16 protein-coding genes are annotated in these 16,919 nt (G+C 72.8%); 6 read left to right on the forward strand and 10 right to left on the reverse strand.

Annotated features, from left to right (window positions below; genetic code table 11):
• Window positions 1-28 precede the first annotated feature (28 nt).
• Complete coding sequence (locus tag FQY79_RS00665; RefSeq protein ID WP_186759667.1) at window positions 29-991, forward strand: GGDEF domain-containing protein; 963 nt, start codon at window positions 29-31, stop codon at window positions 989-991.
• A gap of 58 nt (window positions 992-1,049) precedes the next feature.
• On the opposite strand, the gene FQY79_RS00670 is transcribed toward FQY79_RS00665, so the two are convergent.
• Together FQY79_RS00670 and ispG are read right to left on the reverse strand one after the other, a co-directional pair.
• Window positions 1,050-1,733 (reverse strand): phosphatase PAP2 family protein, encoded by a 684-nt coding sequence (locus FQY79_RS00670; RefSeq protein ID WP_043740584.1) that lies wholly within the window; start codon window positions 1,731-1,733, stop codon window positions 1,050-1,052.
• Window positions 1,726-3,006: a flavodoxin-dependent (E)-4-hydroxy-3-methylbut-2-enyl-diphosphate synthase gene (ispG, locus tag FQY79_RS00675; RefSeq protein WP_146309813.1), complete on the reverse strand. Its 1,281-nt coding sequence runs from the start codon at window positions 3,004-3,006 to the stop codon at window positions 1,726-1,728. The genes FQY79_RS00670 and ispG overlap by 8 nt, the downstream gene beginning before the upstream one ends.
• A 166-nt stretch (window positions 3,007-3,172) precedes the next feature.
• Between ispG and xseA the strand changes: the two genes are divergently transcribed.
• The 5 genes from xseA to FQY79_RS00700 all read left to right on the forward strand — a co-directional run bounded on the left by xseA (window position 3,173) and on the right by FQY79_RS00700 (window position 10,114).
• Window positions 3,173-4,540, forward strand: a complete 1,368-nt coding sequence (gene xseA, locus FQY79_RS00680; RefSeq protein WP_146309815.1) for an exodeoxyribonuclease VII large subunit — start codon at window positions 3,173-3,175, stop codon at window positions 4,538-4,540.
• A gap of 125 nt (window positions 4,541-4,665) precedes the next feature.
• Complete coding sequence (locus FQY79_RS00685; protein WP_146309817.1) at window positions 4,666-6,312, forward strand: acetolactate synthase large subunit; 1,647 nt, start codon at window positions 4,666-4,668, stop codon at window positions 6,310-6,312.
• Between the two features lie 38 nt (window positions 6,313-6,350).
• Window positions 6,351-7,823 (forward strand): aldehyde dehydrogenase family protein, encoded by a 1,473-nt coding sequence (locus FQY79_RS00690; RefSeq protein ID WP_146309819.1) that lies wholly within the window; start codon window positions 6,351-6,353, stop codon window positions 7,821-7,823.
• Between the two features lie 2 nt (window positions 7,824-7,825).
• Window positions 7,826-8,623: an NRDE family protein gene (locus FQY79_RS00695; protein ID WP_051322741.1), complete on the forward strand. Its 798-nt coding sequence runs from the start codon at window positions 7,826-7,828 to the stop codon at window positions 8,621-8,623.
• A gap of 63 nt (window positions 8,624-8,686) precedes the next feature.
• On the forward strand, window positions 8,687-10,114 hold the full coding sequence (locus FQY79_RS00700; RefSeq protein WP_146309821.1) for an alpha/beta hydrolase family protein: 1,428 nt from the start codon (window positions 8,687-8,689) through the stop codon (window positions 10,112-10,114).
• A 174-nt stretch (window positions 10,115-10,288) separates the two neighbouring features.
• Here the strand turns inward: FQY79_RS00700 and FQY79_RS00705 are convergent, their stop codons facing one another.
• The 8 genes from FQY79_RS00705 to FQY79_RS00740 form a co-directional block, all read right to left on the reverse strand.
• Window positions 10,289-10,804: a hypothetical protein gene (locus FQY79_RS00705; protein ID WP_425463160.1), complete on the reverse strand. Its 516-nt coding sequence runs from the start codon at window positions 10,802-10,804 to the stop codon at window positions 10,289-10,291.
• Window positions 10,774-10,986, reverse strand: a complete 213-nt coding sequence (locus FQY79_RS00710; RefSeq protein WP_186759669.1) for a PspC domain-containing protein — start codon at window positions 10,984-10,986, stop codon at window positions 10,774-10,776. The genes FQY79_RS00705 and FQY79_RS00710 overlap by 31 nt, the downstream gene beginning before the upstream one ends.
• A 28-nt stretch (window positions 10,987-11,014) precedes the next feature.
• Window positions 11,015-11,410 carry a DUF5329 family protein gene (locus FQY79_RS00715; RefSeq protein WP_051322743.1) on the reverse strand — a complete coding sequence of 132 codons (396 nt, stop codon included), beginning with the start codon at window positions 11,408-11,410 and terminating at the stop codon, window positions 11,015-11,017.
• A 9-nt stretch (window positions 11,411-11,419) separates the two neighbouring features.
• A complete protein-coding gene (locus tag FQY79_RS00720) occupies window positions 11,420-12,487 on the reverse strand; it encodes a class III poly(R)-hydroxyalkanoic acid synthase subunit PhaC (RefSeq protein ID WP_146309823.1) in 1,068 nt (355 codons plus the stop codon).
• A gap of 1 nt (window position 12,488) precedes the next feature.
• The gene (gene phaE, locus FQY79_RS00725) at window positions 12,489-13,733 is read right to left on the reverse strand and encodes a class III poly(R)-hydroxyalkanoic acid synthase subunit PhaE (protein ID WP_186759671.1); all 1,245 of its coding nucleotides are present in this window, start codon (window positions 13,731-13,733) and stop codon (window positions 12,489-12,491) included.
• Between the two features lie 64 nt (window positions 13,734-13,797).
• Window positions 13,798-14,418 carry a CDP-alcohol phosphatidyltransferase family protein gene (locus FQY79_RS00730; RefSeq protein WP_146309827.1) on the reverse strand — a complete coding sequence of 207 codons (621 nt, stop codon included), beginning with the start codon at window positions 14,416-14,418 and terminating at the stop codon, window positions 13,798-13,800.
• A 78-nt stretch (window positions 14,419-14,496) separates the two neighbouring features.
• Window positions 14,497-16,287 (reverse strand): D-(-)-3-hydroxybutyrate oligomer hydrolase, encoded by a 1,791-nt coding sequence (locus tag FQY79_RS00735; RefSeq protein WP_222434227.1) that lies wholly within the window; start codon window positions 16,285-16,287, stop codon window positions 14,497-14,499.
• A 27-nt stretch (window positions 16,288-16,314) separates the two neighbouring features.
• Window positions 16,315-16,803: an NUDIX hydrolase gene (locus FQY79_RS00740; RefSeq protein ID WP_146309832.1), complete on the reverse strand. Its 489-nt coding sequence runs from the start codon at window positions 16,801-16,803 to the stop codon at window positions 16,315-16,317.
• Between the last annotated feature and the right edge of the window lie 116 nt (window positions 16,804-16,919).

Here is a 16,919-nt window from a genome sequence, read left to right on the forward strand (position 1 = left end):
GGCGCCCCCCCCAAGCCACGTTCCTTGCATGTTAACCGAAGGCGTGGCGACGGCCGTCGACCGGGTACACTCGCCCCTCAAGGAAGCCTCCTGCGACATGGCCGGATCCGACCAGCTCCCCACCACCCAGCGCACCGTCTACAGCGATGGACCCCGCCACGGCGGCCGGCGTGGTGCCTGCCTGGTCGTCATCCACGGCGAGGGTCTGGGACGGCGCGTCGACCTTGGCGGGCAGCCGGTGCTGATCGGCCGCTCGGACGAGGCCGACCTGGTCATCTCCCACCGCAGCGTCTCGCGCTCGCATTGCCAGGTATGGCTGCAGGGCGACGAGTACCGGATCCGCGACCTCGGCGCCACCAACCCGACCCGGGTCAACGACCAGCCGGTGGCCGAGGCGGTGCTGGCCGACGGCGACCACATCGTGGTCGGCGAGAGCATCCTCAAGTTCATCGGCCACGGCAACGTCGAGGCCGGGTACCACGAGGAGATCTACCAGCTCGCCACCCACGACGCACTCACCGAGCTGTACAACCGGCGCCATTTCAGCGAAATCCTCGAGCGCGAGATCGCGCGTGCCCACCGCCACCGCCATACGCTGTCGCTGTGCATCGTGGACGTGGACCTGTTCAAGCCGGTCAACGACACCTTCGGCCACATCGCCGGCGACGAGGTGCTGCGCACCATCGCCGGGATCATCCGCAACCACGTGCGCAGCGACGACGTGGCCGCGCGCATCGGCGGCGAGGAGTTCGCGGTGCTGCTGCTCGAGACCGGCGCCGAGGCGGCGACCGCGTTCGCCGACCGGCTGCGGGCGGCGGTCGCCGCCGCGCACTTCGCGCCTGGCGGCGTCCCGCGCCGGATCACGGTCAGCGTCGGCGTGGCCGAACTGGTGCCGCCGGCGGTGGACCGCTCCACCCTGATGGCCGCGGCCGACGCCGCGCTGTATCGCGCCAAGGAAGCCGGCCGCGACCGCGTCTGCGCCGCGGGCTGATTCGCCCTCGAACACCTTCCCGGATGAAACTGTCGCCGGGGCGTGCGATGCGGCGCGTTCAGCCGCGCCCGTCGCGTCCGTTGCGCATCACCAGCAGCCAGGTGCCGGCGACCCAGATCGAGGCCGCGGCCCAGCCTGCGAGGATGTCCGAGGGATAGTGCACCCCCAGGTACACGCGCGAGAGCCCGACCATCGGCACGAACACCGCCATCGCCGCGACGATCCACCAGCGCGCCCGCGTGGGCCAGGCCAGCAGCACCAGCACCATGGCGAGGGTCATCGATCCCATCGCATGCCCGCTCGGGAAGCTGTAGCTGGACTCGGGCGCGATCGACTCCCACAGCGACGGCCGCTCGCGCGAGAACAGCTGCTTGGTCGCGATGTTCAGCAGCGCCGAGCCGCCGGTCGCCACCGCCGCGAACAGGCCCTCGCGCCAGCGCCGCAACACCAGCAGCACCAGGACCAGGCCGATGTCGAACGGCACCACGCCCCAGGCGTAGCCGGCCTGCGAGAAGAACAGGAACACTCCGTCCAGCCCCGCGCCCGCCATCGACTGCGCGAACAGCAGCAGCGGTTCGTCGAACGGGATCGCCTCGGCCTCGTGGACCTCGTCGGCCAGTTCCAGGAATCCCCACAGCGGCAGCAGCATGCCGCCGAACAGCAGCGCGAGCTTCCAGCCGTGGCGGCGCGCGAACGCGCCGCAGGCCGCGGACGCCTCCCGCGGCCAGGAGGCCTCAGGCATCCGCGCGGCGGCCCCAGGTGCGGTCGACGTACTCGTCGACCAGTGCGACGAATTCGCTGGCGATGCGCTCGCCGCGCAGGGTCACCGTCTTCCGGCCGTCGACGAATACCGGCGCCGAGGGCGCCTCGCCGGTGCCCGGAAGCGAGATTCCGATGTTGGCGTGGCGCGACTCGCCGGGTCCGTTGACCACGCAACCCATCACCGCGACGGTCATGGTCTCCGCGCCCGGATGGGTGATCCGCCACTCGGGCATCTTCGCCCGCACGTGCTCCTGGACCACGCCCGCGAGTTCCTGGAAGAACTCCGAGGTGGTGCGGCCGCACCCCGGGCAGGCGGTGACCATCGGCGTGAATGCGCGCAGGCCCATGGTCTGCAGCAGCTCCTGGGCCACCACCACTTCCTTGGTCCGCGATGCGCCCGGCTCGGGGGTGAGCGAGATGCGAATGGTGTCGCCGATGCCTTCCTGCAGCAGGACCGCCAGCGCCGCGCTGGAGGCTACGATGCCCTTGCTGCCGATGCCGGCCTCGGTCAGGCCCAGGTGCAGGGCGAAATCGCTGCGCCGGGCGAGGTCGCGGTACACGGCGACCAGCTCCTGCACGCCGCTGACCTTGGCGCTGAGCACGATCCGGTCGCGCCCCAGGCCCAGCTCCACCGCGCGCTCGGCCGAATCGAGCGCCGAGCGGATCAGCGCCTCGCGCAGCACCCGCCCCGCGTCCCACGGCTCGGCGCGGCGCGCGTTCTCGTCCATCAGTCCGGCCGCCAGCGCCTGGTCGAGCGAACCCCAGTTCGCGCCGATCCGCACGGGCTTGCCGTAGCGGATCGCGAACTCGATCAGCTGCGCGAACTGCACGTCCTTCTTGCGCCCGAAACCGACATTGCCCGGGTTGATCCGGTACTTGGCCAACGCCTCGGCGCAGGCCGGCTCGCGTTCGAGCAGCTGGTGGCCGTTGTAGTGGAAGTCGCCGATGATCGGCACCTCTACGCCCTGCATCGCCAGCCGTTCGACGATGCGCGGCACGGCCGCGGCCGACTCGGGGTTGTTGACCGTGACCCGCACCAGTTCGGAGCCGGCGCGCCAGAGTTCGGCGACCTGTCTCGCGGTGGCGGCCACGTCGGCGGTGTCGGTGTTGGTCATCGACTGCACCACCACCGGTGCCCGGCCGCCGACCGCGACCCCGCCGATCCTCACCTGGCGCGTGGCCCTGCGCGGCAGCGGCCCGAACCCGACGGGGTCGGTTTCGGCGGCGCAGGGAGGCTGGGGCTGGGCGGACATGCGCATATTCTACCGGGCAAGCGCTGGACGCCGCCTGTCGCGCCACTGTCCGCAGGCCGGCCTCCCCCGCGCCCGCGCCGGTCGCGACGCCCCGGCAACGCTGTTTCCCGCCGCCCCGCGCGGCGGCGTGGTGGGCCGTGCACGCCCGCGCCGCTATGCTGCCCGCATGAACGACCCATCCAGCGGCGAAGTCCTCACTCCAAGCCAGCTCAACACCCTGGCCCGGAGCCTGCTCGAGGATGCCTTCCCGCTGGTGCTGGTCGAGGGCGAGCTGGGCAACGTCGCGCGCCCCTCCTCGGGCCATCTGTACTTCACCCTCAAGGACCCCCGCGCCCAGGTGCGCTGCGCCATGTTCCGGCCCAGGAGCCAGTGGCTGCGCTTCCAGCCGCGCGAGGGACTCAAGGTCCTTGCCCGCGGCCGGCTGACCCTGTACGAGGCGCGCGGCGACTACCAGCTGGTGGTCGATTCCCTCGAGGAAGCCGGCGAAGGCGCGCTGCGGCGCGCGTTCGAGGAACTCAAGGCGCGGCTGCAGGCCGAGGGGCTGTTCGACGAGGCGCGCAAGCGCCCCCTGCCCGCCTGGGTGCGCCGCCTGGCCGTGCTGACCTCGCCCACCGGCGCGGCGGTGCGCGACGTGCTGAGCGTGCTGGGGCGGCGCTTCCCGCTGGTCGAGGTCGAGATCGTGCCGGTCCCCGTCCAGGGCGAGACCGCGGCGGCGCAGATCACCGCCATGCTCCGGCGCACGATCGCGGCGGGCCGCCACGACGCGATCCTGCTCGCGCGCGGCGGCGGTTCGCTGGAGGACCTGTGGGCCTTCAACGACGAGGCGCTGGCGCGCGCGATCGCCGGTTCGCCGGTGCCCGTGGTGTCGGCGATCGGCCACGAGACCGACTTCAGCCTGTCCGACTTCGCCGCCGACCTGCGCGCGCCGACGCCTTCCGCGGCCGCGGAACTGCTGGTGCCGAGCCGGATCGACCTCGGCCAGCGCCTGGCCGGGCTGCAGCGGCGGATGGCCACGCTGCAGGCCAACCACCTGCGCCAGCTGGCCCAGCGCGCCGACCGCGCCGCGCTCCGGCTCAACGCGCAGCGCCCGCAGGCGCGGCTGCAGGCGCACCGACTGCGCCGCGACCAGGCCATGCAGCGGCTGCAGGCCGCGATGCGCCAGGGCCTGGAGGCCCGCGCGGCGCGCCTGCGCCATGCCCGCGCCGTGCTGCAGGCCACGCGCCCGCAGCGCCGGCTCCAGGCCCTGCGCCAGCAGCTCGCCGACGCCCGGCCGCGGCTGCAGGCGGCGATCGCGCGCCACCTGCAGCGCGACGCGCTGCAGCTGCGCGGGCTGGCGCGCTCCCTGGAGGCGGTGAGCCCGCTGGCCACGATCGCGCGCGGCTACAGCATCCTGCAGCGCGACGACGGCCGCGTCGTGCGCGCCACCGGCGATGTCTCCGCCGGCGACGCGGTGGCGGCGCGCGTCGCCGATGGTCGCCTGCGGCTTCGCGTCGAAGCGGTGGAACCCCGGGGCTCCGGCTCCTCCGGCCGGTAGGATCGGCCGCCGCGCCACGTCGCGCGGCATGAATTCCGTCGTGCGGAACGCGATGCCCGCTGCAGGCGCACCGATGGCCCGCGCGCGGTACGCTTCGCTAACGCCCGCCATGTGAGACTGGCCGCATGACCAAGGCCTCCGACCTCTTCGTCCAGGCGCTGCAGGCCGAGGGCGTGGACCATGTCTTCGGGATTCCCGGCGAGGAAACGCTTGCCCTGCTGGAGTCGTTGCGCAGCTCGGGCATCCGCCTGGTGCTCACGCGCCACGAGCAGGCCGCCGGGTTCATGGCCGCGACCTGGGGGCGCCTCACCGGCCAGGCCGGCGTCTGCCTGTCCACGCTCGGCCCCGGCGCCACCAACCTGGTCACCGCCGCGGCCTATGCCCAGCTCGGCGCGATGCCGATGCTCATGATCACCGGCCAGAAGCCAGTGCGCAGCAGCCGGCAGGGCCATTTCCAGATCGTGGACGTGGTCGACATGATGCGCCCGCTGACCAAGTACACCCGCCAGCTCATCAGCGCCGACGCGATCCCGGCGAAGGTGCGCGAGGCCGTGCGCCGCGCGCAGGAGGAGCGGCCCGGCGCCACCCACCTGGAGCTGCCGCAGGACGTCGCCGGCGACGAGACCGATGCGATCGTGCTGCCGCCGGTGTACAGCCGCCGCCCGCTGGCCGAGGACAAGGCGCTGGCCGCGGCCGCCGAAGCGATCGCGCGTGCGCGCCATCCGCTGCTGATGATCGGCGCCGGCGCCAACCGCAAGACCACCTCGAAGATGCTGCATGCCTTGGTCGGGAAACTGGGCCTCCCGTTCTTCTCCACCCAGATGGGCAAGGGCGTGCTCGACGAATCCGGCCCGCTGTGGCTGGGCACCGCGGCGCTGTCGGACGGGGACTTCGTGCACCGCGCGATCGACGCCGCCGACTGCATCGTCAACATCGGCCACGACGTGATCGAGAAGCCGCCGTTCTCGATGCACCGCGGCCGTCGCACCGTGATCCACGTGAACTACTCGCCGGCGGTGGTCGACCAGGTGTACTTCCCGCAGGTCGAGGTGGTCGGCGACATCGCCCATTCGGTCTGGGCGCTGGCCGAACGGCTGGACCCGCAGCCACACTGGGACTTCGCCTTCTTCGACCGGGTACGCGAAGCGCTGTGCGCGCACGTGGCCACGCTCGCGGCCGACCCACGCTTCCCGATGGCCGTGCCGCGGCTGGTGGCCACGCTGGCCGACGCGCTGGCCCCGGAGGACATCACCTGCCTGGACAATGGCCTGTACAAGCTGTGGTTCGCCCGCCATGCCCGCTGCCGGCTGCCCAACACCCTGCTGCTCGACAACGCACTGGCGACCATGGGCGCGGGCCTGCCTTCGGCGATCGCCGCGGCGCTCGCCCGGCCCGGGCGCCGCGTGGTGGCGGTGTGCGGGGACGGCGGCTTCATGATGAACTCGCAGGAACTCGAGACCGCGGTGCGGCTGGGCATCGACCTGGTGGTGCTGGTACTGCGCGACGATGCCTACGGCATGATCAAGTGGAAGCAGGCGCACGACGGCTACCCGGCCTACGGCATGGACTACGGCAATCCCGATTTCGTCCGCTACGCCGAAAGCTACGGCGCACGCGGCCATCGCGCGACCTCCATCGAAGGCTTCGAGGCGCAGTTGCGCGAGGCGCTGGCGCGCCCGGGCGTGGACCTGGTCGAGGTGCCGGTCGACTACGGCCGCGACGATGCCCTGCTCAATCACGAAATCGCCGAACTGGCGGCGGCCGTGAGCTGACCGCCCCACCCTTTCCAAGATCGCCGCGGAGTCTCCCGATGCCCAAGAAGCGCAGCAACGGCAAGTCCGGCGCCCTCGCCAGGCGCTATCCCTGCTACCTGGCCAACCGCCCGATCCAGCCGAACACGGATCTCGAGGTGCTGGACAAGTACAGCGGCGAGGTCGCCACCCGCACCGCCTTCGTCGATGCGGCGACCGTCGACCGGGCCATCGCCGCCGCCTTCGCGGCGCGCGAGGCGATGGCCGCGTTCACCCCCGACCGCCGCCGCGACGTGCTCGAGCATTGCGTGCGCCGTTTCGGCGAGCGCGCCGAGGAGCTGGCGCTGGCGCTGTGCATCGAGGCCGGGAAGCCGATCCGCGACGCGCGCGGCGAGGTCACCCGCCTGATCGACACCTTCCGCATCGCCGCCGCCGAGGCCACGCGCATCGGGGGGGAGACGATCGAACTGCAGATATCGCAGCGCACCCGCGGCTACCGCGGCATGGTCAAGCGCGTGCCGGTCGGCGCGTGCAGCTTCATCACCCCGTTCAACTTCCCGCTCAACCTGGTCGCGCACAAGGTGGCGCCGGCCATCGCCGCCGGCTGCCCGTTCGTGCTCAAGCCCGCCGCCAAGACCCCGGTGGGCGCGCTGATCATCGGCGAGGTGCTGGCCGAAACCGACCTGCCCGAGGGGGCATTCTCCATCCTGGCCTGCAGCAACGAGGACGCCGCCGCGCTCACCGAGGACGAGCGCATCGCCCTGCTCAGCTTCACCGGCGGCCTGGTGGGCTGGGAACTCAAGGCCCGCGCCGGACGCAAGAAGGTCACCCTGGAGCTGGGCGGGAACGCGGCCTGTATCGTCGATGCCGATCCGGGCCTGCCGCTGGACGACGTGGTCGAACGCCTGGTGTTCGGCGCCTATTACCAGTCCGGCCAGAGCTGCATCAGCGTGCAGCACATCCTCGCCCACCGCGACGTCTACGACGCCCTTCGCCGCAAGCTCAAGGCGCGGGTGGGCAAGCTGGTCATGGGCGACCCGCGCGACGAGAACACCTTCATTGGTCCGGTGATCGACGAGGCGGCCGCCCGGCGCATCGAAGGCTGGGTCGAGGCCGCGCGCAAGGCCGGCGCCAGGCGCCTGGCCGGCGGCCCGCGGCAGGGCAACATGCTCCCGGCCACCCTGATGGAGAACGTGCCGCCGGACTGCGACCTCTACCGCCAGGAGGTGTTCGGCCCGGTGGCCTGCCTGCAGCCGTTCGACGACTTCGACGCGGCGCTGGACACCGTCAATGCGAGCGACTTCGGCCTGCAGGCGGGCGTGTTCACCGCCCGCCTCGACCATGCCATGCGCGCCTGGGACCGGCTCGAGGTCGGCGGCGTGGTGGTCGGCGACGTGCCGAGCTTCCGCGTCGACAACATGCCCTACGGCGGCGTGAAGCAGTCCGGCCTCGGGCGCGAAGGCGTGAAGTACGCGATCGAGGACATGACCGAACCGCGCCTGCTCGTCATCCGCGACCGGCCGGGAACCTGAGCATGTGCCTGGTCGCCGTGGCCTGGCGCACGCATCCGCGCTGGCCGCTGGCCCTGATCGCCAACCGCGACGAACTGCACGACCGTCCGGCGGCGCCGGCCGGGTTCGATCCGGACGCGCCGGACGTGTACGGCGGCCGCGACCTGGTCCAGGGCGGCGGCTGGCTGCAGGTCTCGCGCCACGGCCGCCTCGCCGCCGTGACCAACGTGCGCGACGGCAAGGCGCCGGCGCAGGCCGCGCCGCGCTCGCGCGGCTGGCTGGTGCGCGACTTCGTGCGCGGCGACGCGACCGCGCTCGACGCCGTGCAGGCGCTGTCGGCCTCGGCACCGGAGTACGGGCGCTTCAATCTCCTGGCCTGGGACGGCGACCGGCTCGCCTTCGCCACCAACCACCCGGCGTTCGCGGCCAGCGAAGTGCAGCCGGGCGTGCACGCGATGTCCAACGGCGCGTTCGACGCGCCCTGGCCCAAGGGCATGTTCGCCACCCGCGCGCTGTCAGCGTGGCTGGAGTCGTCCAGCGCCGGGGTCGACGTGGAGGACCTCGCCACGGCGATCGAGCCGCTGTTCGCCGCCCTGCGCGACACCACGCCCGCGGCCGACGACGCCCTGCCCGATACCGGCGTCGGCCTGGCGTTGGAACGCCTCCTGTCGCCACCGTTCGTCCTCGATCCGCGTTACGGCACCCGCTGCAGCAGCGTGGTGCTCGCCGGCGAGGACCGCATCGTGTTCGCCGAACGCGGCTACGACGCGGCCGGCCGAGTCTCCACGCGTTCGTTCCAGGTGCTGCGCGTCCTGCGCTGACGCCGTGGCGAGCATGGCCGCGGCCGCTGCTAGACTCGCGCACGGGTCCCCCGGGAAGTCGCGATGAAGCCAGCCGGCCTGGTCCTCCTGCTCCTGTCCGTCCTGCTGGCCAGCGGCTGCAGCCGGGACGATCCCACCCCGCCCGGGGGAGACTTCGCCTGCCATGCCGGCGCGTGGCAGCTCGCCGATGGCGCCGTGATGGCGCTGGTGCCGGTCGACGGCGGCCTGCGCTACCGCCTGCTCGACGGGCGCACCGGCCGGCTGGAGACCGCGGGGAAGGCGCCGGGCGACGAGCTGCAGGCCCGCGAGGGCTGGCGCGAGAACGGTCCGATCGTGGCCCGCGCGCGCTTCGAACCCTGCCCCGCCGGACGCATGCACTTCGCGCTCGCCAGCGGGTCCGAGGGCGACGCCGTCCGGCTGCCGCTGCCCGTGCAGGACGCCACGTTCGCCAGCGACGGCCTCCAGCTGCGCGGACGCCTGGTGCTGCCCGCGGGAGGCACGCAGGACCCGGTCCCGTTGGCGGTGCTGGTCCACGGGTCCGAGCGCTACTCGGCGCTCGAATCCAATCCCATGCAGTACCTGCTCCCCGCGCAAGGCGTGGCCGCCTTCGTCTACGACAAGCGCGGCACCGGCGGCTCCGCCGGCGAATACACCCAGGACTTCCACGCCCTGGCCGGCGATGCGGTCGCGGCGCTGGCCGAAGCGCGGCGCCTGCATCCGGCGGGGTTCTCGGCCGCAGGCTTCGTCGGCGCCAGCCAGGGCGGCTGGGTGGCGCCGCTGGCGGCCTCGCGCAGCGACGCCGATTACGTGGTCGCGCTGTACGGCCTGGCCGAGAACGCGCTGGCCGAGGACCGCGAGCAGGTCATGAACGACCTGCGCGCGAAGGGCCACGGCGACGACGTGCTCGAACAGGCGCGCGAGGTCACCGATGCCACCGCGCGGCTGATCGCCTCGGGGTTCACCAGCGGCTTCGACGAACTGCAGGCGGTGCGCAGGGAGTACGGCGATGCTCCCTGGTTCAACGACATCGAGGGCGAGTTCAGCGGCCAGGTGCTGCGCGTGCCTGGCTGGATGCCGCAGGCGCTGGTGCGGAGGATCGCCTCGCGCCAGGACGTCGGCACCAGCTGGGACTACGAGCCGCTGCCGGTGCTGGAACAGCTGGCACCGCGCCAGCTCTGGGTGGTGGCGGCGGAAGACCTCGAAGCGCCCAACGCCGAGACGCTGCGGCGGATCCGCGCGCTGCAGGCACAGGGCCGCCCGGTGGACCTGGCGGTGTTCCCGGACACCGACCACGGCATGCTCGAGTTCGACGCCACCGGCGGCGAGCGGATCATGCTGCGCCATGCCGACGGCTACTTCGCGCTGGTCGCGGACTGGATCCGCGATCCCCGCGTGCAGGGTCCCTACGGCCGGGCGCAGCTGGAACGACATGACGCCGGCGCATCCGGTCCGGATGCGTCCGGCGAGGCCACCGCGCCGCCTGCCCCTTGAGCCAGCCGGGGCTGGCGCACGCACTGCGCGCATCGCGAATGCAAGAAGGCCCAGTCGTCCGGTATGACCCGTCCGGCTGAGCCTTCTCTTCGCCGGAGCGATTGCTTCTGGCGTTGCCGCCTTCCGCTTTTTCTCCGACGGATGCAGGCTAGCGCAGCGCCCGTTACGCGGACGTCAAGGGGTGCGACCGTCCGTCGGCACGGGCTCGCACGGCCATGGCCACCAGCCCTGCCCGCTGCGCGCGTAGCGGTCGGCGGCGCGCTCGAACCGGTTGCGCACGCTGATCCCGCCGCACAGCAGGTACAGGGGCAGGAACAGTGGCCCGAGCACCATGTACTGCAGCACGTGTGCGCGCTCGTGGTCGCGCAGCAGCACCTCCGGGTCGCGGCACAGGCCGGCGCGGTGGACGTAGGTGGTGCAGCGCACGTCGAGGCGTTCGCCGGTGTGCAGGATCACGTTACCCAGGGTCATCGCCCCGCCCGGGCCCCACGGCCAGCGATGGAACACCAGGGCCAACGCGTCGCGGTCCAGGCGCGGGCGCGCGCCCGCCGCCATTCCGGCCAGTCCCGCGCACAGGCCGGCCAGGGTATTGGGAAGGGTCCAGAGGAGGCCGGCGGCCAGCAGCAGCGCGCGACCCGGCCGGTCGTCGTCGCCCGTGCTCAGTCGTTGCCTTCCGGGATCAGCAGCCACAGCACCAGGTAGACCAGGATGCCGGGGAACGCGGCCGACAGGGTCGATCCCACCACGTACAGGATGCGGACCAGGGTCGGGTTCCAGCCGAAGCGATGGGCGATGCCGCCCAGCACGCCGGCGAGCACGCGGTCGTGGATCGATCGGGTCAGTCCGGGTGTCTTGGCGGTGGCCTGGCTCATGGTGCGCGTCCTCCTGGCTGGGGCCAGTCTAGCCACCCGGTTGTGAAGAATCCGCTGCGCGCAGGCGCTGCAACTCGGATTCGAACCACTGTGCGGACGGGACCTCGCCACCGTCGCCGCAGCGCACCCGGTACGCACGTCCGGTCAGGCTGCTGCGGCTGGCGACGAGCTCGATGAATTCCTCCGCGGTGCCCTCGCGGCCCTGGCGCCGGGCATGGGCGAGCTTGCGCTGCAGGTGCTTCTGGGCCGCGGCGGGCGCGTGCCAGCGGCCGTTGCGCTGGAACTCGCAGTCCGAGGCGCCGACCGCGGCCACCAGCGCGTCGATCTCGCGGTCCGCGTCCCCCGCCCTGGCGCCCTGGGGGATGGCCGCCATCAGCGCCAGCGCGGACACCGCCACCGCCAGCCACGGCCGCCGGATCGCCACGGGCCGACCTCAGCGGGTCCGTTTCGCCAGCCAGTCGTGGATCGTGGCCGGCACTTCGCGGGCGCGGCTGGAGACATAGATGCCGATGTGGCCGCCGCGGAACGAGAGCTCGGTGTAGTCGTCGGTGCCGACCACCTCGCGCAGCGCGCGCGAGGCGTCCGGCGGCACCAGGTGGTCCTGCTCGGCGTAGATGTTGAGCACCGGCATGTCGACGAAGCCCAGGTCCACCTCGCGTCCGCCGATCTCGATACCGCCCTCCAGGAAGCCGTTGCCCTGGTAGTACTGCTTGATGAACTGGCGGAAGGCCTCGCCGGCCTGGTCGGGCGAATCGAAGATCCACTTCTCCATGCGCAGGAAGTCCTCCAGCGCGCCGGGATCGTCGAGGATGTCGACCAGGCCCACGTACTTCTGCACGAACAGGCGCCACGGCTTGAGCGTGAGGTAGCAGAAGTTCATCAGGTCCGCGGGCACGTTGCCGAGCGTGTCCACGAACAGGTCCACGTCCATGTCCCGGGTCCAGTGCGAGAGCATGTTGTCCGGGGTGTGGAAGTCGACCGGCGTGACCATGGTGATCAGGTTGCGGATCTTCTCCGGGTGCAGCGCCGCGTAGGTCAGGGCGAACGCGCCGCCCTGGCAGATGCCCAGCAGGTTGATCGCGTCGAGCCGGTGGCGGCGGCGGAGCTCGTCGACCGCGCCGCCGAGGAAGCGCTCGATGTAGTCCTCGAGGGTGAGGAAGCGGTCGGAGCGGTCGGGGTAGCCCCAGTCGATGATGTACACGTCCTCGCCGCGCTCCAGCAGGCCGCGCACCAGCGAACGGTTCTCCTGCAGGTCGACCATGTACGGGCGGTTGACCAGGGCGTAGCTGATGAGCACCGGCACCTTCGCGGTGGGCGCCTTCGCGCCGGCGTAGCGGTACAGCACGACCTTGCCGTCGCGCCACACCTCCTCCTTGCCGGTCGCGCCGTAGTCGTAGTCGCCGACCTTGCGCAGGGTCTGCAGGCCGGCGGCCAGCTTCTGCTGGAAGCGCACCGCCTCGGCGGCCAGGCGGTCGGGCGTGATGTTGAGCGGACCGTGCATGTCAGCGTCCTCCGCGGCGCCTGGCCGGCGCCGGCCCGGGTGGCAGCGGCGCGTCCGGGATCGGGATGAAGCTGGAGAATCCGTTGGTCGGCGCCCGCCGCGCGGTCACGCTGGGCCTGGGCGCCACCTTGCGCGCAGCGCGCCCGGCCTGGGCCTTGGCCACGGGTGTCTTCCGCGCCTTGCCCGCAGCAGCGGCCTTCCGTGCCTTGCCCTGCCGCGGCGCCGGCTTCGCGGCGGCAGGCCTGGCCGGGGCCGCTTTCTTCGCCGCCGGTCCGCCCCGGCCGGCGGAGCGGCCCGCGGCCCGTCCGCCGGCATCCGGCGCAGCGGCGGCCGGCGACGCCCCGCCCTCGACCGCGTCGCGCAGCCGGCGCAGTGCGCGCTCGAGCTCGACGATCCGGCGGTGCGCCGAGTCCACCTCGGTCCGCGTGGGCATGCCCAGGCTGGCGCACAGCTGCTCGACCTGCTGCTGCACACCGGCGCGCACCCGCATCTGCGCATCCACCAGCCGGCCGTAGGCGCGACGGAACTCCGGCGACAGGGCCACCTCGGCATAGGCTTCCTCGGCGGCATCGATCCACAGGTCGAAGAGCGCGCGCGCCGACTCCACCTGGCGCCCGGGCTCGGCACGTTCGGTCAGCCTGTCCTCGAACAGGACGAAGGCCTGTTGCGTCGCCTTCGACAGCAGCGCGTTGTAGGCGCTGTTGGCTTCCTCGTACTCCACCAGCGCGCGCGCCAGCGCCTGCGCCCGCTCCTGGTGCTCGCGCCCGGCGCCGAAGGCCGGGATCCGCAGCCAGGACATGCCTTCGGCGCGCACCGCCTCGAGCCACGGCGCGGCATCCTCCACCCACTGGTCGAGCCCGGCCAAGCCGTGGCCGCGCATCGAGCGCAGCAGCTCCGGGAACGGATTGGCGCCCGAGGCGCCGAGCGCTTCCTTCCACGCCCGGGCGATGTCGCCGGCCGAATGCTCCCGTCCGGCGAACCGGGCCGCGACCTGCTGCATGTACGCATACCAGTCGCGCGCCTGCGCGCCGAAGCGCTCGAGCGCGTCGTTGACCTCGTGGCGGCCGCCATGGGCGTAGCGCGTCCACCAGTCGATCGCGTCCTGCCAGGCATGCGCCCCGAGCGGGGCGGCGTCCGGCGACGCGGTGCGCAGGGCGTCGCCCCACGCGGCCCAGTACTGCCGCGCCAGCCGTTCGAAATCCTGCGCCTGGCCGCCCGCGCCGGGGCCCCGGTCCTGGTTCGACATGCCGTCCTCCTGCTGTCGTTCGATCATAGCAACGGCCGGTGGCGCGCAGGTGGACGCCCGGGGGTCAGAACTTGGGGATCCGGATGGTCTTGCTGACCATGAGCGAGCCCGACAGCGCGTACACGAGCACCAGCGGGTGCAGCTGCCAGGGCCCGAGCTGCCACCGGCCGAACCAGATCGCCTCGCCGATCGCGCCCTGCCAGGCGGCGACCGCCAGCAGGACCACGATCAGCAGGCTGGTCGGGATCGGCGTGCCCTCGAAGTACTTCACCTTGTCGCCGCCGTCGGCCAGGGTCTCGGCGGTGACGTTGTAGCGGGCCAGCCGGCTCACCCCGCAGCCGACGAAGAAGCTCAGCACCACCCAGTCCCAGCCGCCCTGCAGCCCGCAGGCGTAGCCCAGGGCGGCCGGCGCGAGTCCGAACGAGATCACGTCGGCCAGCGAATCGAGCTCCCGGCCCAGGGTCGAGGCCACCTTGCGCCAGCGCGCGATCCGGCCGTCCAGCGCATCGAGCACGAAGGCCAGGGGGATCAGGGCCATGCCGGCCAGCAGGTCGCGCACCACGCCGTCCTGCAGGAAGCGCATCGCCGCGAACACCGCGCCGGTGCCGCAGACCGCGTTGCCCAGGGTGAACCAGTCCGCCAGCTGGAAATCGCGGAACATCGAGAAATGGCGGGGGCGGGACATGGCCGGGCGCCTCGGGCGGAAAGTCCTAGGGTGCCAAAACCGGCGTGAGGACGATACGCAGGCCTGCGCGCCCGTCCGCTAGGGGATCGCGAGGTTCCACGCCTCCAGCCGCTGGCCCGGCAGGCGTGGCGTGGCCTCGATGAGCGCGTCCCCCGGCAGCGCCGCCGCGCCCTCCAGGAACGCGGCCACCCGGTCGAGCGCCGCATGCAGGTAGGGCAGCAACGGCACATAGCGCGCGGCCAGCTCGGGCAGGCCGAGGAAGCTGTCGAAGTGCTGTGCGTTGCGCACCTGCCAGAAGCGCACGTCGCGGCCGGCGGCGCGCGCCATCTCCACGTAGGGGGCGCTGCTGAAGGCGATCGGGATGAGCCCGTCGTCGATGCCGTGCACCACGACCACCGGCAATCGCTCGCGCGGGAGCCGCGCACGGGTGGCGGCGATGCCCGCCTGCACCCGGCGCGCGTCGGCGTCGGCGCCCTCCCACAGCGCGCGCAGCCGCCGCAGCCCGTCGACACCCAGCCCCGGCGGCGCCGGGCTGGGATCGACGATCCCGACCCCCGGTCCTGGCGGCAGGCCGCTGGCCTCGCTCCACCAGGCTGCGCGCTCGACCGCACTCGCCGGACGCGGCGACAGGTCGAGGTTCTGCGCCGCGAAGCGGTAGCCGCAGGGATGTTCATCGACGCCGTAGCGGCCGTATGCCGAGGCATAGGTCACCGCCAGCGCGCGCCACATGTCGAAGCCGGTCGACAGCGCGCCCGCCCGCAGCGCCGGTGCCGTCCAGCCCCCGGCCACCAGGCGCTCGTGGGCCGAACGGGCCTGGCGCGCCGGGTGGCTGCCGTCCACCAGCCCGGCCGCCGCCAGCTGCGCGCACAGCCCCGCCAGGTGCGGCGCGGCCAGCGCCGCCATCAGCGAGCCCGGCAGGTCCTGCGGATGCAGCTGCGCGCACGGCATCAGCAGCGCCGCCTCGGTGGCGTAGTCGTACAGGCAGCGCGCGCCCGGCGCGTCGACGTACACGTTCGGCTCGCCGGCCACCACCGCGTCCAGCCAGGGCCCGTCGCCCGCCTCCGCCGCACGCAGCACCGCGCCCCCTGCATTGGAGATCCCCACGGCCACGATCCGGGTGGCGTCGAAGGTGAACGGCCCGTGCTCCGGGAACGCCTCTTCCAGAGCCCGCAGCGCGAACTCGGCCGCCTGGCGCACGTGCCGGCCCCAGTCCGCCTCGGGGTTGTCGCGCGAATGCGCATGCTTGACCGCCACGCCCCTGACGGCGTGGCCGGCGGTGCCGGCAAGGTCCGGCACGAACGCCAGTTCCCCGTCCCCGGCCTGCGCCCGGGTGCCATCGGACAGGCAGCCGGTGCCGGTGTCGAGGTCGAAGTAGTCCGACCCGGCGCCCTTGTCGGTATGCGCGACCGCCCAGCCGCGCGGCAGCCCCCAGGCGCTGGCCACCGCGATCGAACCGTAGATCCCGCGCGAGCCGGACGATGCCGTCACCAGCAGCCGCGGGCGGCGCGGATCGAAGTCGTCGGGCAGCTGCAGCATCACCCGGTGCGGGTGGCGCGCACCGGGCAACGTGGCCAGGGCATGGAACTCGCGGCCGGGCACGGCGGCGGTGGCGCCATGGAGCCGGCCGAACCCGCCACCGGGTGCGAGGTCGGCGATGCCGCGCCAGCTGCTCCAGATCGCGCGCCGGCGCAGTTCCTCCGGTCGCGGCCGGGCCGGATCGAGGTACGGCGGCGGCATCGCCGTGCGCAGGCCGTCCAGGCCCAACCCGGCGGTCAGCAGGTCGTCGTGGCCGCGGTGGGTGCTGGTACGCGTTGCAGTGAACATGTCCGCCGTCCGGGTGGATGCAGCGCCCGTCGCGCCTTGCCCCATCCTAGCCGCCGGCGGCGACCGCCGGCATCAGGGTCGCGCGTAGTCCCAGGACACCATCCGCCCGTCGCGATAGGGCATCACCCCATGGAAGGCGCGCGGGTCGTCGTCGAACACCATCGGCAGGAAATGGCGGTCGCCCTCCCACAGCGGCAGGTCGAGGATGCGCCCGACCTCCACCCATTCCAGGCTGCCTTCGGGGTTGGACGCGAACGGCTCGCCGGAGAAGCCGGTCACCAGGAACACGAACCCGAACCAGTCCTCGCCGCCGCGACCGAAGCCGGGCCAGCTGATGGTGCCGCGCAGCTGCATCGCCTCGCATTCGATGCCGGCCTCCTCGCGGATCTCGCGACGCATGCCGGCCACCACGTCCTCGCCCGGCTCCAGCTTTCCGCCCAGGCCGTTGTACTTGCCCAGGTGATGGTCGCCGGGACGCGCGTTGCGGTGGACCATCAGCACCCGGCGCCGGTCCGGCGACAGGACGTAGCCGAGGGTGGCGAGGATGGGCGTGTACGGCATGGACGGCTCCGCCTGCAAAGCCGCGCATGGTAGCGGCGGTCGCGGCCGGCCGCGACCAGGCACGACGCTTCGCCGGCGCGTGGTGCCCAGTCCCGGCATCGGCCGGTCCGGTCGCG

Origin of the sequence: Luteimonas wenzhouensis (assembly GCF_007859305.1) — a bacterium.
Lineage (GTDB): Bacteria > Pseudomonadota > Gammaproteobacteria > Xanthomonadales > Xanthomonadaceae > Luteimonas > Luteimonas wenzhouensis.